Raw genomic sequence first — 18,562 nt, forward strand, 5'->3', positions numbered from 1 at the left:
CCTACGGCGATGGAAATGACGACAGGCCCTAAGCCCCTTGTGACGACGATTGGGGCCTGGGCAATCCATCATTTCTGAGGACGCGCTGGCCCGGGCTGGCCAGCTCGATCGACCGCCTTGGCCACTTTGGGCACAGAAATTTAACCAGGGCCCTTGGCAAATCAAATAAACATGCTATAGTAACTGGGCTATCGGGGCGTAGCGCAGCTTGGTAGCGCACCACTTTGGGGTAGTGGGGGTCGTGGGTTCGAATCCCGCCGCTCCGATTTGCAAACAGTTTCCATGAAAACTCTTCAGCATGAACTGTTTTGCGAAAGTCCGAAAACCCCGATCTGAGAGCCATTCCACTCCCAGATGACTAACAGTCCACAAGGTAAAAGGTAGCGATCTTCGCTGCCTTTTTTGTTGGGCAGTTGGTGTTGGGTTGCGGTCAAGGTTGAGCATGTTTTGACCGGGTGGATATGGGCCGGGCGGATTCCGGCTTGATGATTTTTTGACCCATTCGGTTGGTTATGGATGTGCCCTTGTCTTCCTGTGCTTTGACCCCTTGGATTTTGCGCGATCGCCCTTGGACTTGGGGCGATCGCACCTATTTGATGGGGGTGCTGAATGTCACGCCCGACAGTTTTAGCGATGGGGGGCAATTTGACCAACTGGAAACGGCGATCGCCCAGGCCCACCAACTGGCGGCTGACGGGGCCGATTGGTTAGATATTGGCGGAGAATCGACGCGCCCCGATGCCCAGCCGGTTTCTGCCCAGGAAGAGATCGATCGGGTTGTGCCGGTCATTGCGGCCCTGCGGCGGGGGTGGCGGGACTTTGCGCCGTTGGATTTGCCCATTTCGATCGACACAACCAAAGCGATCGTGGCCCGCGCGGCGATCGAGGCGGGAGCCGATGTGGTGAATGATGTGTCTGGGGGCTTGTATGACCCGGAACTGCTGCCCACGGTGGCAACCTTGGGTGTGCCGGTGATTTTGATGCATTTGCGTGGCACGCCCCAAACCATGCAGCAGCTTACGGATTACAGTGATTTTGCGGGTCAGGGTGGGTCGGGTGAGTTGCCTGATCAACACTTGCCCGACGTGGTGATTGCCGTGCGATCGAGCTTGGCGGAACGGGTGGCGGCGGCGATCGAGGCGGGGATTCCGGCGGCCCAAATTGCGATCGATCCGGGCATTGGCTTTGCCAAAACCGCTGAACAAAACCTTGCTCTCCTGCGGCATTTGCCCAGCTTGCGATCGCTCGGTCATCCCCTTTTGGTGGGCCCCTCTCGCAAGAGCTTCATTGGCAAAATTCTGGAGCAACCGGATCCGAAGCAGCGGGTTTGGGGAACCGGGGCGGCCTGTGCGGCCTGTGTGGCCGGCGGGGCCGACTGGGTGCGGGTGCATGATATTCAGCAAATGCGCGACGTGGTGCGAGTGGCAGACGCGATATGGCGTGGGTGGCAATTGGGCGAGGGATAGGATTTCAGCAATGGTTTAACCGCTGGCGGATCTGGGGGGTTGGAATCTGCTGGGTTTTGGCGATCGGGTGTGGGTGGCTGTGGGCAGCCAGTCCTGTGCAGGCGGCTCCGGTCGATCGCCCGGCCCTGACCCTGGAGGTTTTGCACGCTCGCCTGGAACATCCCCAACTGTTGGATGGCAAGCCCGCGATCGACCTCAGCCAGAGTGCGATCGACCTGCGCAGCGACAATGGCAACTTTCGGGAAGCCTTTTATCAACAGGTCGCCAGCAAGTTGCAACAGGAACGCCTGGGCCTCGACTTGCGCGGATCCAGCATCCAGGGCGATTTGGATTTGGCCCGGTTGGGCCTGCGTGCGCCGCTCTATGGCAAGGCCCTTTCGCCCTTGCTGACCCCCACGGAACAGGAACAACTGGGGCGCGATCGACTGCGACTCTTGCACCTCAGCCGATTGTCCCGGTCGCTGTTGCTCGATGAAGGTAGCCCCCTGGATTGGCAAATTTCCGTCTTTCGCGGCCCGATCGTCCTTGAAGGTCTGCAAATTAGCGGTTCCCTGCGCCTAGCCAACACCTATTTTTTGGAACCGGTGGAAGCCAGGGGCCTGAGTCTGGGCGGAGCCTTGGTGGGTTCCCTCAGCCGCTTCAGCCAAGGGGCCCGCTTTTCCGGCTTAGTGGCCCAAAGTGCCCAGTTTCGGAACAGCCTATTCACGGGCGAAGCGCGGTTCGATGGGGCTAAATTTGCCGGAAATGCTAGCTTCCAGTCCAGCACCTTTGAGCGGGGAGCCAATTTTTATCGATCGCAATTTCAGGCGATCGCCAACTTCAGCAAAAGCCATTGGAATGGCAGCGCCGACCTCACCCAAGCCGACTGGCAAGGCGAAGTGCGGTTTGATGGGGCCAGTTTTGCCAGTTCCTTTTATGCGATCGACAGCCTATTCCATGGCGAAAGCTCCTTTCGGAATGCTCGGTTTGCCAAACCCCTGAACCTACGCGGGGCCACCATTCTGGACGAAGCCGACTTCACCAGCGCCAGCTTTGCCCCCGGAGCCTATATCAACGTGTCCGGGCTGGACTTTGACAGCGACCAAGCAAAACTAATTGGCTCCCCCGGGGAAATTGGGCGCATTTTGTCAGTACCGGTTTTGCAGGGCAATGAAACGGTTTTACGAACCCTGGTGCGGAACTTTCGGCGGGTGGAACAGATTGCTGATGCCAATCAAGTGGATTACACCCTGTTTAAATTGCGGCTCAAGACCCTGCAACAGCGGCTCACGGGGGTGAACCTGAACGCGGCCAAGCCAGCGGTGCTGGTGTCGATCGGGTTTTCGCCCACCCAAGCCCAGGCGATCGCCCAAGCCCGCGATCGGCAACCCCTGCGCACCGTGGCGGAAATGCTGTCGATCGAGGGCGTTGACCTGGCAACCTATGTGAAAGTGCGCGATCGGGTCACGGCCGATCGCACCAGCACCCCCCTCTCCTGGGGCACGATCGCCCTGCAATGGCTGGGAACCAACCTGTTGATTTTGCTGAGTCGGGCTGGCACCAGCGCCGGCCTCGTGTTGGGGGTGGGGTTGGTGGCCATGACCTTTTTCGCCCTTTGGTTTTGGTTGGTCGATCGGCTTCGCAAGTTGCGCCCCCAACCGATCGTGCCCACCTGGCCCGAAACCCTCTGGATGGGCGGCAGCGCCGGACTGTTGTTCAGCCTGGGTTTAGCAACCATTTTCCAAACCAGCGATCGACCTTGGTGGACGCTGGCCAGCATTGCCATCTCGATCGGCCCCGTCCCGATCGCCCTACTGATCAAGCTCTATTGGCGCGGCCGGTTCCATGACCTGATGGATGTGAGCTACTTTGTGGAAAATGGTGAAATTCGGCAAGTGCAACTCCCGATCGCCCGTTTACCCCTCATGCCGCGCTATCACTTCTTTCGGGAACGATTCATGCCTCTCCTTTGGAACCGGCGTTGGGCCTGGCTGAATTATTACGACCTCAGCGCCATCAATCTTTTTCGGATTGGGTTTAGCGATGTGCGGATGCGAGATGAGCATTTACCCGCCGAAATTTCACTGGTGGTTTGGTATCAATGGACTTTGGGCTTAATGTATATTGGTCTGCTTTTGTGGACGCTTTCCCGAACTATTCCGGGTCTGAATTTACTCATTTATTTTGGTTAGTTTATATCGATTGACCTTGACTGGCTTTGGCTGATTCTTGTTGATTAAATTAGATGAATATCTAGGCTAATTGAATTGGATTAATTGAATTTTATTGATGACGACTTAATGGCGACTTGATGGCGATCGGGGGCGTGGGGTTGCATTGTTTCATAATAACCTTTGAATGAATTTCAAGGTGCTTTAAAATAAAATGCTTTAAGTGATATAATTCATGCGTTCATTATAGCCGCTTCAATTGTGGATATTCGAGAACTCAGCTTTCAATCGCGCAAGCCCCTTGGCGCTGTACCTGCCCGGCGCGATCGACTGCGAATCGTCGGCAGTGCCACCCCGATCGAGACCCTCTACTCCCTCGCAAGATTCTGCAAATTTCGGCTCAATCAGTGGGTGACCAACGATCAGTCCAGCCTCGCCCTGATTTCCGAAGACCGGGGACAGGCCGCGAACTTATTAGCCTGTTTGCGGCAGTTTTGCGAAACCTCCTCAGAACCTTTGGAAATTGAGATCCTCAAGAGCGAGGCGATCGATCTGAGCGAACCCAGATATCAGAACTGGCTGTTTCAACTCTGTAATTATCGGTTGTGCAGCATTTTCAAAACCATTAATCCCCATAGCGCCAAGAAAGTTCAAGAAACTCGCAAACGAATTTATTCCAACGAACCGCCGATGCAAATTCGGGATCCCCAAGGCCGAATCATTGCCGAAGCGAGACGATATTTAACCTTTGATTTTTGGCAAAACTCGGCGGGATTTCTCTTCCTAACCTTGCACTTTCGGAATGAATATCAATCCATTGGCACGATCGACCAATTCGATTGGCAGCAGTTTCCACCCAAACAGCGCCTGATTCATACTTACGATGGCAAAAGTTGCCAATTTCTGGGCGTTGCACCGATCACCATTGGTCAACCCCTCGCAGAATTAGGTAACCAAAGCCTATTGAACTATCACTGCGATCGCCAAAATCTGCCCCCAGAATTGGCCGCACAACTGGATCCCAATCAACCCGCCGTTGCAGTGGGCTATCCGCCTCGCTACCAACCGTTTCATCATCTACCGCAACTATTAAAACGAATCTATGCCCGTGAAGACCTACCCAGCAAATCGCTGAACCATTGCATTTTGCCACTGGCTAAGCGTCGGGAATTAATGCAAAAGACCATCGACCTTTTAAACAAACGAGAATTTATTTGTGGTGATCGAATTGAATTTGATCCCAACCCTTGGCAGCCCGATCGCCTCACTCAATTGACCGCTGGCTCCATGGCCAGAAACCTATCCTTTGGAGCAGATCCACAACAGCCCGATCGACCAATCCTCGTAGACGAAGCTTGGCGTGGTTGGAAGCAACGTACCCTTCACCAAAAACCAGCAGAAATTCGGACGCAAGTGCTGTATCCCCAAGCCTGGGAAGCAGAGGTGAAAAAGTATATGTCAGCCCTAAAAAGTCGGTTCCAAGAATTTGGAATTACACTCACGAGGGCTGGCGATTTACGTCCCTATGATCCGCAAAATTCCCTCTCCCTACGTCAGGTTTGCCAGAACTTGCCCGTGAATGCTAATGACCTAATTTTTGCCTTTGTCCCCAACGGAGCAGACCCAATTTACAACGCCCAAGTTAACCCCTACTTCACCTTAAAAAGAATCCTCAATCAACAGAGTTACTGTTCGCAAATGGTGACGCGCGAAACCATGCGCCAAATCAACAATGATGGGCGCGATCAAAACGTGGTGTTCGGCATTCTGGCCAAACTCGGCTATGCTCCCTGGCAGTTGCACCAAATGCCGGGAACTGCCCAAGCTTTTGTGGGGCTAGATTTGGGCCGCAAAGAGGAACGGACGATCGGGGCTTCTGCCTTTGTGGTCAACCGCCAAGGCCAGGCGATCGGCTGGTCAAGCGCCTCCATGCAGCGGGGCGAAACCTTCAGCGAAACCAGCCTGCGCAATATTTTGCTCGACTTATTTGGTGCATTCACTGAGCAAAGCGGTGAACCCCTGCGCCACGTGGTAATTCATCGCGATGGAACCGTCAAAAACAGCGAATTAGCCACCCTGCAAGCCCTAGAAGCCGAATTGCGACCCCATGGGTTAGAGCAATTGGAGGTGGTGGAAGTGGTGAAGGATGTGTTGGCGCGGGCGGCGGTGCGGGCGATCGACCCCAACACCAACCAAGAACAGTGGCAAAATCCCGATCGAGGTTGGGCTTGGGTTCACAACGATCATGAGGCGATCGTCCTCACAACCGGTGCTAAACAGGCCAAAGTTGCCCCCAACGCCAGCCCCCAGCCCCTTTTGGTGCGTCGCCGCCACGGCCAAACGGACATCCTGACGATCGCCGCCCAAATCTATTGGCTCAGCGAAATGCACATCGGCAGCACCCAAGTAATTCGCCTGCCGATTACCACTTACTACGCCGATCGAATTGCCGAAGTTGCCCTCAAGGATTGCCTTCCAGCCGATGTGCGCTGCGAACGCCGCCTCTATTTTGTTTAGGTTTGTTTTTCGTTTAGGCTTGTTTCGGGAATATCAACCCATTCAAAGTCGTTGGGGCCTGACCCAAACGAACACTAATCCAAGCCTCGATAGAGTTGCTCAAGGGGGAAGGTTAAATTAATACTTTGAAGCGTAATTTGATCCCCTGTTCCATAGATCACCGTTGTCCAAGTGTTGTCCGGTTGGCGGCGGCGGCATTCCACCCAGTGCTGATCCTGATCAATGAGAACGTATTCCTCTAGGTCTGGGATTTGCCGATAATCCTCGAACTTTTGACCCAGATCAAAGGCTCGCGTGCTTTGGGATAGGACTTCGGCAATCAATTTTGGGTGGCGTTTGATGTAGCGATCGGTGCGATCGCGGGAATCGCAGGTCACGAAGGCATCAGGGTAATAGTAAAACTCATCTTTGTAGCTGACTTTGACATCACCATTGTAGAAGCGGCAGTCAGTATTGCCGAGATGGAGGTCGATCAGGGTGAGCAGATTAATTGTGATGCGGGCGTGGTTGCCGCTGCCGCCTGCCATCGCGTAGACGAGGCCGCGACGGTATTCGTGGCGGGTGGGACTATCGCGTTCAATGATTAGGTATTCGTCAGGGTTGATGTAGTTTGGAATGGCGATCATGGCAGCCTATAGAGTCGTTGTGGTGTTCGGCTTGGGCGATCGAGTGGAGTTTGGGAGTATTGGGTTGAAGGTGGCGATCGGGGATTTGTATGGGGGTGTGAGTGTCTTGTGATGATTAGTTGAGATCAAGATAGAGTTCGGCCACATCAAGTTCAAGACCGATGCTGCTCAAGGTGACGTGATCGCCATTTTTGTAGACGGTGGTTGCCCAGGTATTGTCGGGTTGGCGGCGGCGACATTCCACTTGCTGAGTGTCTTGGGAGATGAGGACGTATTCTTCGAGGCTTTCGAGCTGCTGGTAGTCGGTAAATTTAAGGTTACGGTCAAAGTCTTTGGTGCTGTCTGAAAGAACCTCGGCAATCAGTTTGGGATAGCGTTTGATGGTGCGATTTTCGCGATCGCGGGGATCGCAGGTCACGAAGAGATCTGGGTAGTAGTAGAATTCGTCGCGGTAGTTGACTTTGACATCGCCGTTGTAGAGACGGCAGGCTGTGCCCCGAAGGTGAAAGTTAATCAAACTGAGGAGATTAATGGCAATTCGGGCGTGACTGTCGCTGCCGCCTGCCATGGCGTAGACAAGACCGCGACGGTATTCGTGGCGGGTGAGGCTATCGCGATCGATGATCAGGTATTCATCAGGATTGATGTAGTTTGGAATAGCGATCATGGCAGCCTGTAGAGTCGTTGTGGTGTTCGGCGTGGGTGATCGGGTGATGCTTGAAAGTATTTGGCCGGCAGCGGCGATCGGGGATTTATACCGAGGAAAAAATATTTGAAATTGGCGATCACAATCTTAATTAGAGGCTGATGCTATTTTGATTCTGACTGATCAAAAACTAAAAGCACGTCGATCGGGTGGATCGGCGTGCTTTTGTGAAAACGGGATGGACTTCGGCAAGAAGCCCCAAAACAGTGCGGTAATGGTACTGCTGATGCTGGCCAGTTCGTTGCTTACCAGCTCGACTTGACCACACCGGGCAGCAAGCCTTGGTGAGCCATTTCGCGCAGAGCATTCCGGCACAGACCAAAATCACGGTAGTAGCCACGGGGACGGCCAGTTAACCAGCAGCGGTTTTGGTGGCGGTTCCGGGCGCTGTTGCGGGGCAGGCGCTGAATTTGGCGATGCAGGGCCAGCTTTTCCATCGGATCCTGGGCGGATTCAAACTGCGCCTTCAGATCGGCACGCTTGGCGGCATATTTAGCAATCAGGCGATCGCGCTTCTTTTCGCGCTCGACCATGGACTTTTTAGCCATTGCGGTGTTTCTGCTTGTTGACTAAGGGTTGGACTGTCGAAACTCGACAGGGGCTAATGCTTGAGACCGCTGGACTGCACAGCCCTAAACAGATGCTGGGTCTTGGCGGCAAAAAAGGGTATAAGCAAGCATCCTATTGTACGGCAAGGCGACCGATCGCGATCAACGGGTCATGATCAACAGGTTGCAATCAACTGGTGGGCGGGATTAACCCGATCGGGGGGTGGTGGCCTTGGGTGGCGGCCGGCTCCAGGGACTGACCGATTCGCAACTCCGCGATCGCCCGGCCCAGTTCCCAGCGTTGGGCATGGGCCACGGCTTTTAGGTAATGGAATTCGGGCACTCGGGGAGCCAAGACTAAGGCTTGTTGGATGGCGGGCCAGGCGGCATCGGTTTGAAATTCATAAAGCCGCACCACGGCCAAGTAGGCCTGGGCCCAAGGGTTGCGTGGTTCCGCTTGGGTGATTTGCTCGAAGGTGGCGATCGCGCCGCTGGTGTTTCGATCCAACACTTGGGCCAAGCCGAGGGCATAGCGCCAACCGAGTCGATCGGGCTGTTGACTGAGGCGATAACGGAGGGTCAGTTCCGCTTGGGCCACGTAGGTTTGATTGGGATTGTATTGGTTAATCCGGCCAATGGTGTTGAACACAGATTCCAAGCCTGATCGCCCCGATCGCAATTGCAATCCCAGCAGCCGCAGTTGGGCCACGCCGTCCAGTTCGGGAGCCGGTTGGGCCGGGGCGGCCGGGTCAATCACCACGGTGGCCTCTGTGGGAATCGCGATCGGCTGGGCCCGATCGCCCAATTGGGGATCGTTGGGCAACAAACTCGCCCAAAGACGATACCGACCGGGGGCCAAGTCCGGCGGCAAGACCATGGCTGATCGATCCCAAACCTCCCAGGCCCGGCCGGTGGACGGGGGAAGAGGGGTCATTAACCGGCCGCGACCAATGGCCCGATCGTCAATCCAACCGGTGCGACCCGCCGGGCGATCGGGCGTGGGTTCCCGCTGCCAGGTCAACAGGGCCAAGCCCCCTTGCAGTTGGGCCGCCGGACCCTGCCAACGGTAGGTGACCGGCGCAACTTGGCCCGGGGGCAGCCGCTCCGGCAGTTGGGCCATGAGCTTCAAGGGAGCCGGATTGGCCAAGGGAGCGACCGTCACCGATGGGGATCGCCGCTGCCAAAGTTGCCATTCGGCATCCGCCGCCACGGGCCAATGTTCCACCAACTGCAACTCGGAACTTTGGCGCAGGGTTTGGCTGGTGGCCGCTTGGGCCTCTCGTCGTCGTCGGCCGCGCATCGATCCCTGGTCACCGGTTTTCAGCAAATACCAATCGAGCGATCGGGCATCTTGGGCCACGGCTTGCGGATCAGTGCCCACCTGCCGACCATAAACCTGAAAATTTCGGGCGGCTCCAAAGAAATTGAGGTTGTGTTGATTTAGTTCGGCGGTGGAGGGCAACACGCCCACGGTGGATTGCAGATAGGGTGCGTGATCGATCACAGCCTGCACCACTTGGGCATGGGGCAAGGCGGGCCCCCATTGCACCACCCGCATTGGCCCGGGAACCAAGGGAGCCACCCCGGCGGCCGTGGGCGGCAACCAACTGAGCACCGACAGCAACACCGTCAGCCCCAACAGGCTCCACCGCACCCGCGCTCCCCAAACCAACCAGCCTCGGGCCAAGACGATCGCCCCCACGGGCCAATAGGGCAAAACGTAGCGCCAGTCTTTGTTCACCAGCAAGGAACACAACAGATAGGCTCCGAGCCAAAAGCCCAACGTCCAGAGCCACCCCCGGCGATCGCCCTTGGGAGTCGGTGAACTGGGCAAGGGCCGATCGGGCCAGGCCAGTTGTTGTTGATATTTCAGAAAGGCCAAACAGCCCCCCGCGATCGCCAGACCCAGTAGGGGCCAAGACAGATGTTGCGGAAAAAGCTTCAGGTAATAAATCCAAGCATCAAGGGTGTTGAGGGCCGGGTCACCCTCCACGATCGCGGAATCCACCGTGGCCCGCTTGCCGCCACTGAGCACAAAGAGCCAATTCGCTTGATACCAAGGAGCCGCTACGATCCAGGCGATCCCCAGGGCCAACAGGCCTTGGGTGACCCGTTCCCAGCGCGATCGCCAGAGGGCAACGGCCAGCAATCCCGCCCAGGGCAACCCCAGGAAGAAAACCACCGGTTGCTTGGTCAGCAGTCCAGCTCCCAACAACAGCCCCAGCCCGATCGCCCACAGCCAATGGGCCAAACGTCCGCGCCAGGGGCCAAATCGGCCCCCTGTTGCCCAAAACACCAGGGCCGCAAAGGCTGCCGTTACCACGGTCACCAAGGGGAATTCGGTGAGATAGTCCAGCCGCACGCGCCACAGGCCGGGCATCACACTGCACAGCAGGGCGGCCCACCAGCCCGTGGTGCGATCGAACAATCGCCGCCCGATCGCATAAACCGACCCCAGCAACAGCAGCGAACAGGCGGAATTCAACGCCGTCGCGGCATCGGCCGTGGGGCCAAACAGCCATAAAAACGGCACGGTGATGATTGCCACCAGGGGCGGCACTTTGGGGGAGAGTCGCCAAAAATCCACCCACCAGGAACCAGACAACCACTGGGGATTCCGCAGGGCATCGGCATAGGTCAGGGCCGCCGTCAGATATTCCGCTTGATCCCAGGCGGGGGCTGATTGGTCGATCGCGAACCAAGCCCGATCGACCAGCAACACCAACAGCCACAGACCCAGCAGCTTGGCCCAATCGGTCTGCCACCGACCCTGCCACCAGCTTTGCCAATGGTCTGGATTGAGCCAGCGGTGAAACCTGTGAATTCTGAACCCGTGAACCTTGAACCCGCTGCCTAGTTGGCCGGCGCGATCGCCCAAATCTTGACCCATGCTCAAAATGCTCTCCCAAAACCAAAGGCAGGGGATGATCAGCCGATCCCCTGCCCCCATCGGCGGGCCCAACGCAGTACCCGATGGACTTTCTCTGTCCCATGTTCGATCGTCGTTGGTTGACCCGCCACTTCCGTTCTCAGTTTTATATCCGTGCTCGATTATCCTTCCGGCATCGGATTATATTCATCACTTGGCTCAGTGGCCCCGATCGCCCCTTGATCTTGGTTAATGCAACCTCCCCGATCGGCTACAAATTTACAAACTCGGCTCCAGAGACGCGCCCTCGTGCCTGGGCTGCCATAGGAAAACAGCACTCGATCACCCAGCGGATTCATTTCAATCCGCACACCGCAAGTCGAGCAAGTCTGCACATTAGCCATAGGGGATCTCCTCGCGCCAAAATCTGGCATAGGGCGGCACTCGTGAACCGATCCCCAAGGCAATTGTCGGGGATCGGCACAAGTTCCATACACCATAGCGCGCCAATTCAATTTGGCAATTGACCTAGGCAAATAACCAAATTCGGGAAACCTAGACTCTATTTGGCACTTGGCCCAGGCAAATCAGCCGATTCGGGGAACACAGCAGCAACGACTTCAGCGGTTCCTACAGCGGTAGATCCATGGTGGAATTGGGGGCACTCATGGGAGCGTTGACCGTTGGGTCGATCGCCCCGGGCCCAGGGTTAGCCGGTTGCGTTGCGGTCGCTGTTGGTTGGGGCTTGGCCGTGGCTCGGGTGCTGGCGGAGCGGCTGGCTTGGGCCCGCAGTTGCAAGAGTTCCGGCATGGTGACGAAGCGGTAACCCTGAGCTTTCAGTTGCCGAATGATGATGGGTAAGGCTGCAACCGTGTTGTGTCGATCGCCCCCGCCATCATGCATCAGCACAATATCGCCCGGGTGCATGGTGCGCATCACCCGATCGACAATGGTGGCCGCCGGAGGTCTGCGCCAATCGCCCGTATCCGTGCCCCACAGAACCGTGGCGTATCCATGACCTTGGGCGTAGGTATCCATCCCATTATTCAAAACGCCACCCGGCGGCCGATAAAGGCGAGCCACCTGGCCGGTTTTGGCTTGGATGATGGCGGCGGTTTGGTCAATTTCACGGGCCGCCGCCGCCGGAGCATGGCGATGGTAACCATGGGACCAGGTGTGATTCGCAATCACGTGACCTTCCCGGGCCACGCGCTGCCCGATCGTCGGGAAGGCCTGGAACATGCGACCAATCACAAAGAACGTGGCCTTCACGTCTTCCTGTTTCAAAATGTCCAGCACTTGATCGGTGTAACGGGGGGCTGGCCCATCGTCAAAGGTCAACGCCACCACCTTCTCACCGCTGGCCAGGCGTTGATCCCGCACCAGTTTGCCCACAAAAGCTTGGGGCAAATTCCCCAGAGCCATCAAAATTTCCTGCTCTTGGCTGGTCACTTGCTGGCGAAAGTTACCAATGCTGCGATCGAGCGCTTCACCCAGGGAAAGGGGCGGAGCCGACTGAGAGGCCACGGCGGAATTGTCCAAGGCGGTTTTCAGCGAAGCATTGTTGGTCGTCCAGGCATAGCTGCCTCCCAACACCGCCGCACAGGTCACCAACGCCAACAGCCACCATCGCCAAGAAAACCGCGATCGCTGATTGAAGTTTTGCCCCACCTTACTGGAACGATAGCCACGGGCGGCTTGGGATCGCGAAGAACCAGATCGTTTAGAAAACAGCCGAGTCATAGGGGCAACAGGAAGAGCCGGAAGGGTAGGGATAGCGGTTGAGAAAACATCGCGGAGCAACGGAACTAACCGACAGACTCACGATGAACGAGGCAAGTTGAGGGTTGATGCGGTCAGGGGACGTGAGCAATAGGTATCGGTGGTTATCAATTGCTGAAAATTAAGGGTTCTAAATCCATAGAATTGGATGGTGAATAGAGCGAAATTCCGTTTATTTCAAGAAAAGCTTTTGAAAATGAAACTGCAATGGCGTGAAAAATGACATGAAGAACAGCAAAATTCAGACAAAATTAGAAATTTAATCAACTCCCAAGCATTTTGAATGGGTTATTTAGAGGCAAATATTTAGGGTGCATGAGAATGCTACTTCGCCTTTCAGCAAACTCCCCATCAGTTTTACCCGATCGCGCCGGTTATGCCACCTTGATTGCATAACCCGATCGCTCGGTGCTGAAAACCGGATTGTTCATGGAGATTTTGAACAACGGCTTTGAACAGCGGCTTTGAACAGCGGTTTGGAATAGCCGGGGGTGGGGTGAGCGATGATTGCGGCCTTGGCACGATACAGCGCAAGGTAGCAGAAATTTTGGAAATTGAGGGGGAAATTCTGTCCCTAGCGCAAAATACCGTGGCCGACCGCCATGGACTGGCTAGATTTTTGACTCAGCGCCTGGTTAATGCCGGGTCAAGGCTTGGTCAAAGGCCTGGTCAATGGTCAACGGGGGCGTTAAACGAGGGGTGGCCCATTTGGGATGCGGTTTGAGTCTGTGGAAGAGCCTTCACGCTAGGGTTCCAGCGTTGCGGCGAATCTGTTCGATCGCCCCAATTAACCGGGTCGCAACTCGATCGATCGTGGCGAAGTCATGGAAGCGACCCAACCCAAACCGCAGCGTTGTGGTCAGGGGGCCAGCCGACTGCCCGAGCGCCTTGAGCACATGGGATTGGCGGCCGGTTTCCGATTGGCAAGCGGAGCCGGAAGACACAGCGGCGATCGACTGGATGGCTTTCAAAACGGCTCCGTTGGGCAAGCCCTCGATCGTGACGTTCAAGTTACCCGGCAGGCGGAGGCTGGGGTGGCCGTTGAGTTCCAGGGCCAAACCCGGCGCAGTGGCAAAGTAGGTTTGCAATCGCTCCCAAAGCCGATCGCGCAGCATTTGCAGTTGTTCTGCTTCCGTGGCCAGGTGCTCCATCGCCAGCTCGATCGCCCGGCCAAACCCAACAATTTGCGACACGGGCAAGGTTCCCGCCCGCAGCCCCCGTTCCTGGCCGCCGCCGTGTAATTGGGGAGCCAAGGCCACGCGGGAGTTGCCCCGCCGCACGTACAGGGCCCCAATGCCCTTGGGCCCATAAACCTTGTGGGCCGTCAGGGACATGAGATCGATCGACTGGGTTTGCACATCAAGGGGCACTTTCCCGATCGCCTGGGCCGCATCCGTGTGAAACAGCACGCCCCGATCGCGACAGAGGGCCCCAATTTGCTCGATCGGCTGCAAAACACCGATCTCATTATTCGCCACCATCACCGACACCAGCACCGTTTCCGGCCGCATGGCCTGGGCCAGGGCCTCCAGATCCAACAAACCCAGGCGATCGACCGGCAAAACCGTCACCTCAAACCCCAGGGACTGCAAATAGCGACAGGGATCCAGCACCGCCGAATGCTCCGTGGCCACCGTAATCAAGTGCCGCCCTTTGTTGAGATAGGCCTCGGCCACGCCCTTGATGGCCAGATTGTTGGCTTCCGTTGCACCGCTGGTGAACAAAATTTCCTCAGGGCTGGCGTTGATCGCCGTCGCTAAAGTAGCCCGGGATCGATCGACCGCGGCCGCCGCGGCCCAACCGTAGGCATGGTTGCTGCCTGCGTTGCCAAAATAGTCCGTTAAAAAAGGCCACATGGCCTCCGCCACTCGGGGATCGATCGGGGTCGTGGCATGACAATCTAAATAAACCAAATTCGCCATCTTGGGCCAGGCGGCTTTGGCAAGTGGGAGCTGCTGTAGTTTAGTCATCGTCCATAATTGCGTTCATATCAAAATTGCGAGTTAAACGCCGCTCCACCCCATTCAAGCGCAAGACTAGGAAAGCCATCAGGGCCCCCAGGGTGGCCACTCCTAACAAGCCGCAGCCCGCCGCGAACCCCAATCCGGCCGAGACCCAAATGGCTGCTGCTGAGGTCAATCCCTTCACCTTCTCTTCGCTGCGTTTGGTGCGTAAAATTTCCCCCGCGCCCAAGAAACCCACCCCAGTAGCCACACCTTGGGCCGATCGACTGATGGCATCAATATTCGCCCCCATTTCCGCCGGAATGATGGCAAACAGGGCAGCTCCCAAACTCACCAGCATATGAGTGCGCATTCCGGCGGGCTTGTGTCGCAACTGGCGATCGATCCCAATGGCTCCCCCCACAAACAGAGCCAGCCCTAAACGAATCAACAAATGGAACCAGGAGGGATCGGGGGGAAGATTCATCAGAAGTTGAGGAGAAGTTCAGAATCGGCGGTATTTTAAGGAGCGGTTTGGCGGTGACCGTTTGGCAACGGCCCGGGGCGGGGGCTATAGGGCTAATCAAGGGCGAATTAACAGGCAGCGAATGACGGAAACGATGGCGCAATTCACGGGCGATCGGGCAGCGGACGATGGGACAACTCCGATAACATCACCGACGGCAGCACCGACGGCAGCACCAAGAGCAACACCCACAACAGTACCCACGACAACACCACTAACAGCGCCAGTCACGGCAAAAATAACGCCGCAGATGGAACCTTTGCCTTGCCCCCAGGACAGCGATTCGACTTCGGGGCAGAATTTGGCAGACTCCATGAATTTGGCACAGAGGGAGCCAACGCATTCAATACCCACGTATTCAATACCCAAGCATTCAATACCCAAGCATTCAATACCCAAGCATTCAATACCCAAGCATTCAGTATCCTGTGCGATCCCCTGTGCGATCGCCCTGGGGGGCAACTTGGGCGACGTGGCCGCCACCTTTGAGCGGGCCTTGGCGGCTTTGGATGCCACACCGGGAATTCAGGTCACGGGTCGATCGCGCTGGTATCGCAACCCGCCGATGGGCCCGCCCCAGCCGGACTTTCTGAATGGTTGCGCCCTGTTGAAGGTCGCCCTTAGCCCAGAGGCCTTGCTCGATCGGCTACAAGCTCTGGAAAACGACGCAGGGCGAGTGCGGACAGTGCATTGGGGGCCGCGCACCTTGGACTTGGATTTGTTGCTTTATGGCGATCGGGTGATGCAAACGCCTCGGCTACAAGTGCCCCATCCAGGATTGGGCGATCGGGCATTTTTTGCGGTTCCCTTGGCGGAAATTGCCCCCGACTGGGTGGAACCGCTCACGGGCCGGGCGATCGCGCAAATCGTCCAAACGCTAGACTGTTCAGCAGTCATTCCCCTAGCCTAACTCACGATTTATCCGTCCTATGCCCCTTGGAACCGAACTCGCCCACAAACTCCGCGATCGCCTCACCTATCGCGGTCGTAAGTTTGCCTTTGAGGTTGCCCAATTGCGGTTACCCAACGGCGCAGAGGGGGAATGGGAATGTATTCGCCATCCCGGCGGGGCCTTGGCCGTGCCGGTCACGAACGATGGGCAACTGGTGTTGGTGCGGCAATATCGCTTCGCCATGCAAGGGCGCTTGTTAGAGTTTCCGGCTGGAACCGTGGAATTGGGTGAAGATCCGGCGGAAACCATTCGGCGGGAAATTGAAGAAGAAACGGGCTATGCGGCCGCCACTTGGCATTGTTTGGGAGATTTCCCGATCGCCCCAGGCTATTCCGATGAGCTAATTTATGCCTTCTTGGCCACAGATTTGACCAAGCTAGAAAAACCACCGCTACAGGATGACGATGAAGATATTGAAGTGGTGTTGATGACTCCTGAAGTGTTTGAAGAAACAGTGCGATCGGGGGCGATGGTCGATGCCAAAACCGTCACCAGCTATTTTCTAGCCAAACCCTTTTTCAGCAGTCTCTAGCTCAGCAGTTCCTTGCTCAGAGACTATCTGATCAGTCATTTGGAGATCTTGCAAAGTACCCATAGTCGTCGGGGCCAGAAGCTCAAGCCTCTGATCTTTGTCGATCAATCAGGCTTACAGTTACAGGGGCATAGTTCTGGCTTTTCAGGTATCTTCTAAGGCGTGATCGGTAGCTTAATTGTAAATGTTGTGCCTTGACCAGGGCAGGAGTTGACCTCAATCACGCCATGATGCATATCTGTGATGATTTGGTAACTCACGGCTAACCCAAGTCCTGTTCCTTTTCCGATGAGCTTGGTTGTGAAGAATGGGTCAAAAATTTTGGCTTGAACTTCCTCTGAAATCCCCGAGCCGTTATCAGAAATTGAAATTTGAATTTGGTGCTCTGAAATCAGGAATGTTTGAAGCCAGATATGACGAGAAAAATGATTGAGCGAGTCGCTTTTTCGGTCAAATTGCTGTTGTTGATCGAGTTCTTCTAAGGCATCAATGGCATTGTTCAGAAGATTTAAAAATACCTGATTGAGCTGTGCAGGAGAGCAATAAATATGGGGTAAATTACCATAGGTTTTGTTAATGGTGATCTTTGATGTTAGTCCCTCGGCTTGTAAGCGCCCCTGCACAATAACTAAAACAGACTCCAGACTTTCATGAATATCCACAAACTTGAAAGTCGATTCATCCAGGCGTGAAAAGGTTCGGTAGGACTTCACAATGTCGCCAATTCGCTGGGAACCTTGCTGCATAGATTGAAACAGTTGATAGATGTCTGTTCTTAGAAAATCAAGGTCGATCGCTTCCAGCTTATCTTGAATGGCTTGGCTGGGCTGAGTATGTTCTTGTTCGTAGAGTCGGATCAGCTCCAATAGCTCATCAAAATATTGACGAGCATGGGATAGGTTTCCATGAATGAAACTAATCGGATTATTGATTTCATGGGCAAGGCCCGCGACCATGTTTCCTAGGCTTGACATTTTTTCCGCATGAATCAATTGCATTTGAGTTTGCTTGAGCTGATTCAGCGTGGTCTCTAAGCGGAGATTTTTTTGTTTTAGTTCGCGTTCGGTTAGTTGTCGTTCAATTTCTGCTGCTGAACGAGCCGCAAAAATTTTGAGAATGGCTGCCTGCTCCTCATAACTGCGGGTTAAGGGCTGGACGTGTAAACCAGCAATGTGACCAATCGTTTCTCCTGCCATATTACAAATTGGGATCCCTAGATAGCTCTCTGCCCCCATGGTCACGAGGTCAATGTCTTCAGGGAATTTTTGCTGAATTTTGCAATCATAAATTTGCAGCCCCTTATTAACCACAACTCCACAGGGTGTTCCCTCCAAAACATAATCAAAATCCATGCCAAAATCATCACCAGCCCAAAAAGCTAGGGTTTTTGCCTTAGGAGGTTCACCATCAATAAATTCAGCAATTAATGCATAGCGAATTTGCAACAGCTCTGCTAGATACCGAACACAGGCTCGAAAAAACTCTTCGCCAATTTGAGAAGCAATTCCTTCAACAATGAGCTTTAAATCTGACTCCCAATGTCGATGTTCGGCCGTGTCAGCGGGCGCTAACGAATGTGTGAGCGCAGCGTCAGGTGTATGAGGCTGAGAGTACATAGTTGTTTGATGAATTGGGGATTGATTAGGGATTGATCGAGGATGGCAGCCCGATCAGCCATTAGAGGATAAAACTCGTTTGATCGTCACCTTGGAGGCTACTCACGATCGCGCCCAGTTGCTTGATGCTGGGATTAAACAAAATCGAATAAGTCATCCTACTGGCTTAAGCTCTTCCATTTCTTAAAATACTGATTGAGAGCTACACAACGCCAAGGCATGTTACTTTTGATACATAGAAAAACGATTGATGATGACTAATTGGGCATTGCCTGTTTTGATGATTAGGAATTTAGATACAAAACATTACATTTTTCTGAATTGTGTAC

Annotated in this window: 14 protein-coding genes and 1 tRNA gene; 6 read left to right on the top strand and 9 right to left on the bottom strand. The window is 55.1% G+C overall.

Annotated elements, in window-relative coordinates; genetic code table 11:
- Nucleotides 1–192: 192 nt before the first annotated feature.
- The 4 genes from AMR42_RS01355 to AMR42_RS01370 all read left to right on the top strand — a co-directional run bounded on the left by AMR42_RS01355 (nucleotide 193) and on the right by AMR42_RS01370 (nucleotide 6,133).
- Nucleotides 193–266, top strand: a tRNA-Pro gene (locus AMR42_RS01355).
- 246 nt (nucleotides 267–512) lie between these two features.
- On the top strand, nucleotides 513–1,466 hold the full coding sequence (gene folP, locus AMR42_RS01360; RefSeq protein ID WP_099531682.1) for a dihydropteroate synthase: 954 nt from the start codon (nucleotides 513–515) through the stop codon (nucleotides 1,464–1,466).
- 56 nt (nucleotides 1,467–1,522) lie between these two features.
- Nucleotides 1,523–3,637: a pentapeptide repeat-containing protein gene (locus tag AMR42_RS01365; protein WP_158234315.1), complete on the top strand. Its 2,115-nt coding sequence runs from the start codon at nucleotides 1,523–1,525 to the stop codon at nucleotides 3,635–3,637.
- Nucleotides 3,638–3,877: 240 nt separating this feature from the next.
- Nucleotides 3,878–6,133: a Piwi domain-containing protein gene (locus tag AMR42_RS01370; protein ID WP_099531684.1), complete on the top strand. Its 2,256-nt coding sequence runs from the start codon at nucleotides 3,878–3,880 to the stop codon at nucleotides 6,131–6,133.
- Nucleotides 6,134–6,207: 74 nt separating this feature from the next.
- Here AMR42_RS01370 and AMR42_RS01375 read toward each other — a convergent pair whose 3' ends face one another.
- From AMR42_RS01375 to AMR42_RS01415, 8 genes are all read right to left on the bottom strand, one after another.
- On the bottom strand, nucleotides 6,208–6,759 hold the full coding sequence (locus AMR42_RS01375) for a Uma2 family endonuclease (RefSeq protein ID WP_099531685.1): 552 nt from the start codon (nucleotides 6,757–6,759) through the stop codon (nucleotides 6,208–6,210).
- 115 nt (nucleotides 6,760–6,874) lie between these two features.
- Complete coding sequence (locus tag AMR42_RS01380) at nucleotides 6,875–7,426, bottom strand: Uma2 family endonuclease (RefSeq protein WP_099531686.1); 552 nt, start codon at nucleotides 7,424–7,426, stop codon at nucleotides 6,875–6,877.
- Nucleotides 7,427–7,710: 284 nt separating this feature from the next.
- Complete coding sequence (rpsN, locus tag AMR42_RS01385; RefSeq protein ID WP_099531687.1) at nucleotides 7,711–8,013, bottom strand: 30S ribosomal protein S14; 303 nt, start codon at nucleotides 8,011–8,013, stop codon at nucleotides 7,711–7,713.
- A gap of 190 nt (nucleotides 8,014–8,203) precedes the next feature.
- Complete coding sequence (locus tag AMR42_RS01390) at nucleotides 8,204–10,903, bottom strand: glycosyltransferase family 39 protein (protein WP_158234316.1); 2,700 nt, start codon at nucleotides 10,901–10,903, stop codon at nucleotides 8,204–8,206.
- A gap of 161 nt (nucleotides 10,904–11,064) precedes the next feature.
- The gene (locus tag AMR42_RS01395) at nucleotides 11,065–11,286 is read right to left on the bottom strand and encodes a hypothetical protein (protein ID WP_099531689.1); all 222 of its coding nucleotides are present in this window, start codon (nucleotides 11,284–11,286) and stop codon (nucleotides 11,065–11,067) included.
- Between the two features lie 226 nt (nucleotides 11,287–11,512).
- Entirely contained in the window at nucleotides 11,513–12,625 is a 1,113-nt protein-coding gene (locus tag AMR42_RS01400; RefSeq protein ID WP_099531690.1) for a polysaccharide deacetylase family protein, read from the bottom strand.
- 779 nt (nucleotides 12,626–13,404) lie between these two features.
- Complete coding sequence (locus AMR42_RS01410; protein ID WP_099531835.1) at nucleotides 13,405–14,586, bottom strand: cysteine desulfurase family protein; 1,182 nt, start codon at nucleotides 14,584–14,586, stop codon at nucleotides 13,405–13,407.
- A gap of 40 nt (nucleotides 14,587–14,626) precedes the next feature.
- Nucleotides 14,627–15,094 (bottom strand): MgtC/SapB family protein, encoded by a 468-nt coding sequence (locus AMR42_RS01415; RefSeq protein WP_099531692.1) that lies wholly within the window; start codon nucleotides 15,092–15,094, stop codon nucleotides 14,627–14,629.
- A 490-nt stretch (nucleotides 15,095–15,584) separates the two neighbouring features.
- Here AMR42_RS01415 and folK point away from each other — a divergent pair, with 490 nt between their 5' ends.
- Both folK and AMR42_RS01430 read left to right on the top strand, forming a co-directional pair.
- Nucleotides 15,585–16,043: a 2-amino-4-hydroxy-6-hydroxymethyldihydropteridine diphosphokinase gene (gene folK / locus AMR42_RS01425; protein ID WP_255407480.1), complete on the top strand. Its 459-nt coding sequence runs from the start codon at nucleotides 15,585–15,587 to the stop codon at nucleotides 16,041–16,043.
- 19 nt (nucleotides 16,044–16,062) lie between these two features.
- The gene (locus AMR42_RS01430; protein ID WP_099531695.1) at nucleotides 16,063–16,617 is read left to right on the top strand and encodes an NUDIX hydrolase; all 555 of its coding nucleotides are present in this window, start codon (nucleotides 16,063–16,065) and stop codon (nucleotides 16,615–16,617) included.
- 155 nt (nucleotides 16,618–16,772) lie between these two features.
- Here the strand turns inward: AMR42_RS01430 and AMR42_RS01435 are convergent, their stop codons facing one another.
- Nucleotides 16,773–18,233 (bottom strand): sensor histidine kinase, encoded by a 1,461-nt coding sequence (locus AMR42_RS01435; protein ID WP_099531696.1) that lies wholly within the window; start codon nucleotides 18,231–18,233, stop codon nucleotides 16,773–16,775.
- Nucleotides 18,234–18,562: the final 329 nt, after the last annotated feature.

This window comes from Limnothrix sp. PR1529 (genome assembly GCF_002742025.1).
Lineage (GTDB): Bacteria > Cyanobacteriota > Cyanobacteriia > CACIAM-69d > CACIAM-69d > CACIAM-69d.

What these genes read in the sequence shown, in the direction of transcription:
- AMR42_RS01435 (WP_099531696.1), bottom strand. Translation starts at nt 18,233, where the DNA reads ATGTACTCTCAGCCTCATACACCTGACGCTGCGCTCACACATTCGTTA.
- AMR42_RS01375 (WP_099531685.1), bottom strand. Translation starts at nt 6,759, where the DNA reads ATGATCGCCATTCCAAACTACATCAACCCTGACGAATACCTAATCATT.
- rpsN (WP_099531687.1), bottom strand. Translation starts at nt 8,013, where the DNA reads ATGGCTAAAAAGTCCATGGTCGAGCGCGAAAAGAAGCGCGATCGCCTG.
- AMR42_RS01430 (WP_099531695.1), top strand. Translation starts at nt 16,063, where the DNA reads ATGCCCCTTGGAACCGAACTCGCCCACAAACTCCGCGATCGCCTCACC.
- AMR42_RS01410 (WP_099531835.1), bottom strand. Translation starts at nt 14,586, where the DNA reads ATGGCGAATTTGGTTTATTTAGATTGTCATGCCACGACCCCGATCGAT.
- AMR42_RS01390 (WP_158234316.1), bottom strand. Translation starts at nt 10,903, where the DNA reads ATGGGTCAAGATTTGGGCGATCGCGCCGGCCAACTAGGCAGCGGGTTC.
- folP (WP_099531682.1), top strand. Translation starts at nt 513, where the DNA reads ATGGATGTGCCCTTGTCTTCCTGTGCTTTGACCCCTTGGATTTTGCGC.
- AMR42_RS01395 (WP_099531689.1), bottom strand. Translation starts at nt 11,286, where the DNA reads ATGGCTAATGTGCAGACTTGCTCGACTTGCGGTGTGCGGATTGAAATG.
- AMR42_RS01415 (WP_099531692.1), bottom strand. Translation starts at nt 15,094, where the DNA reads ATGAATCTTCCCCCCGATCCCTCCTGGTTCCATTTGTTGATTCGTTTA.
- AMR42_RS01380 (WP_099531686.1), bottom strand. Translation starts at nt 7,426, where the DNA reads ATGATCGCTATTCCAAACTACATCAATCCTGATGAATACCTGATCATC.
- AMR42_RS01400 (WP_099531690.1), bottom strand. Translation starts at nt 12,625, where the DNA reads ATGACTCGGCTGTTTTCTAAACGATCTGGTTCTTCGCGATCCCAAGCC.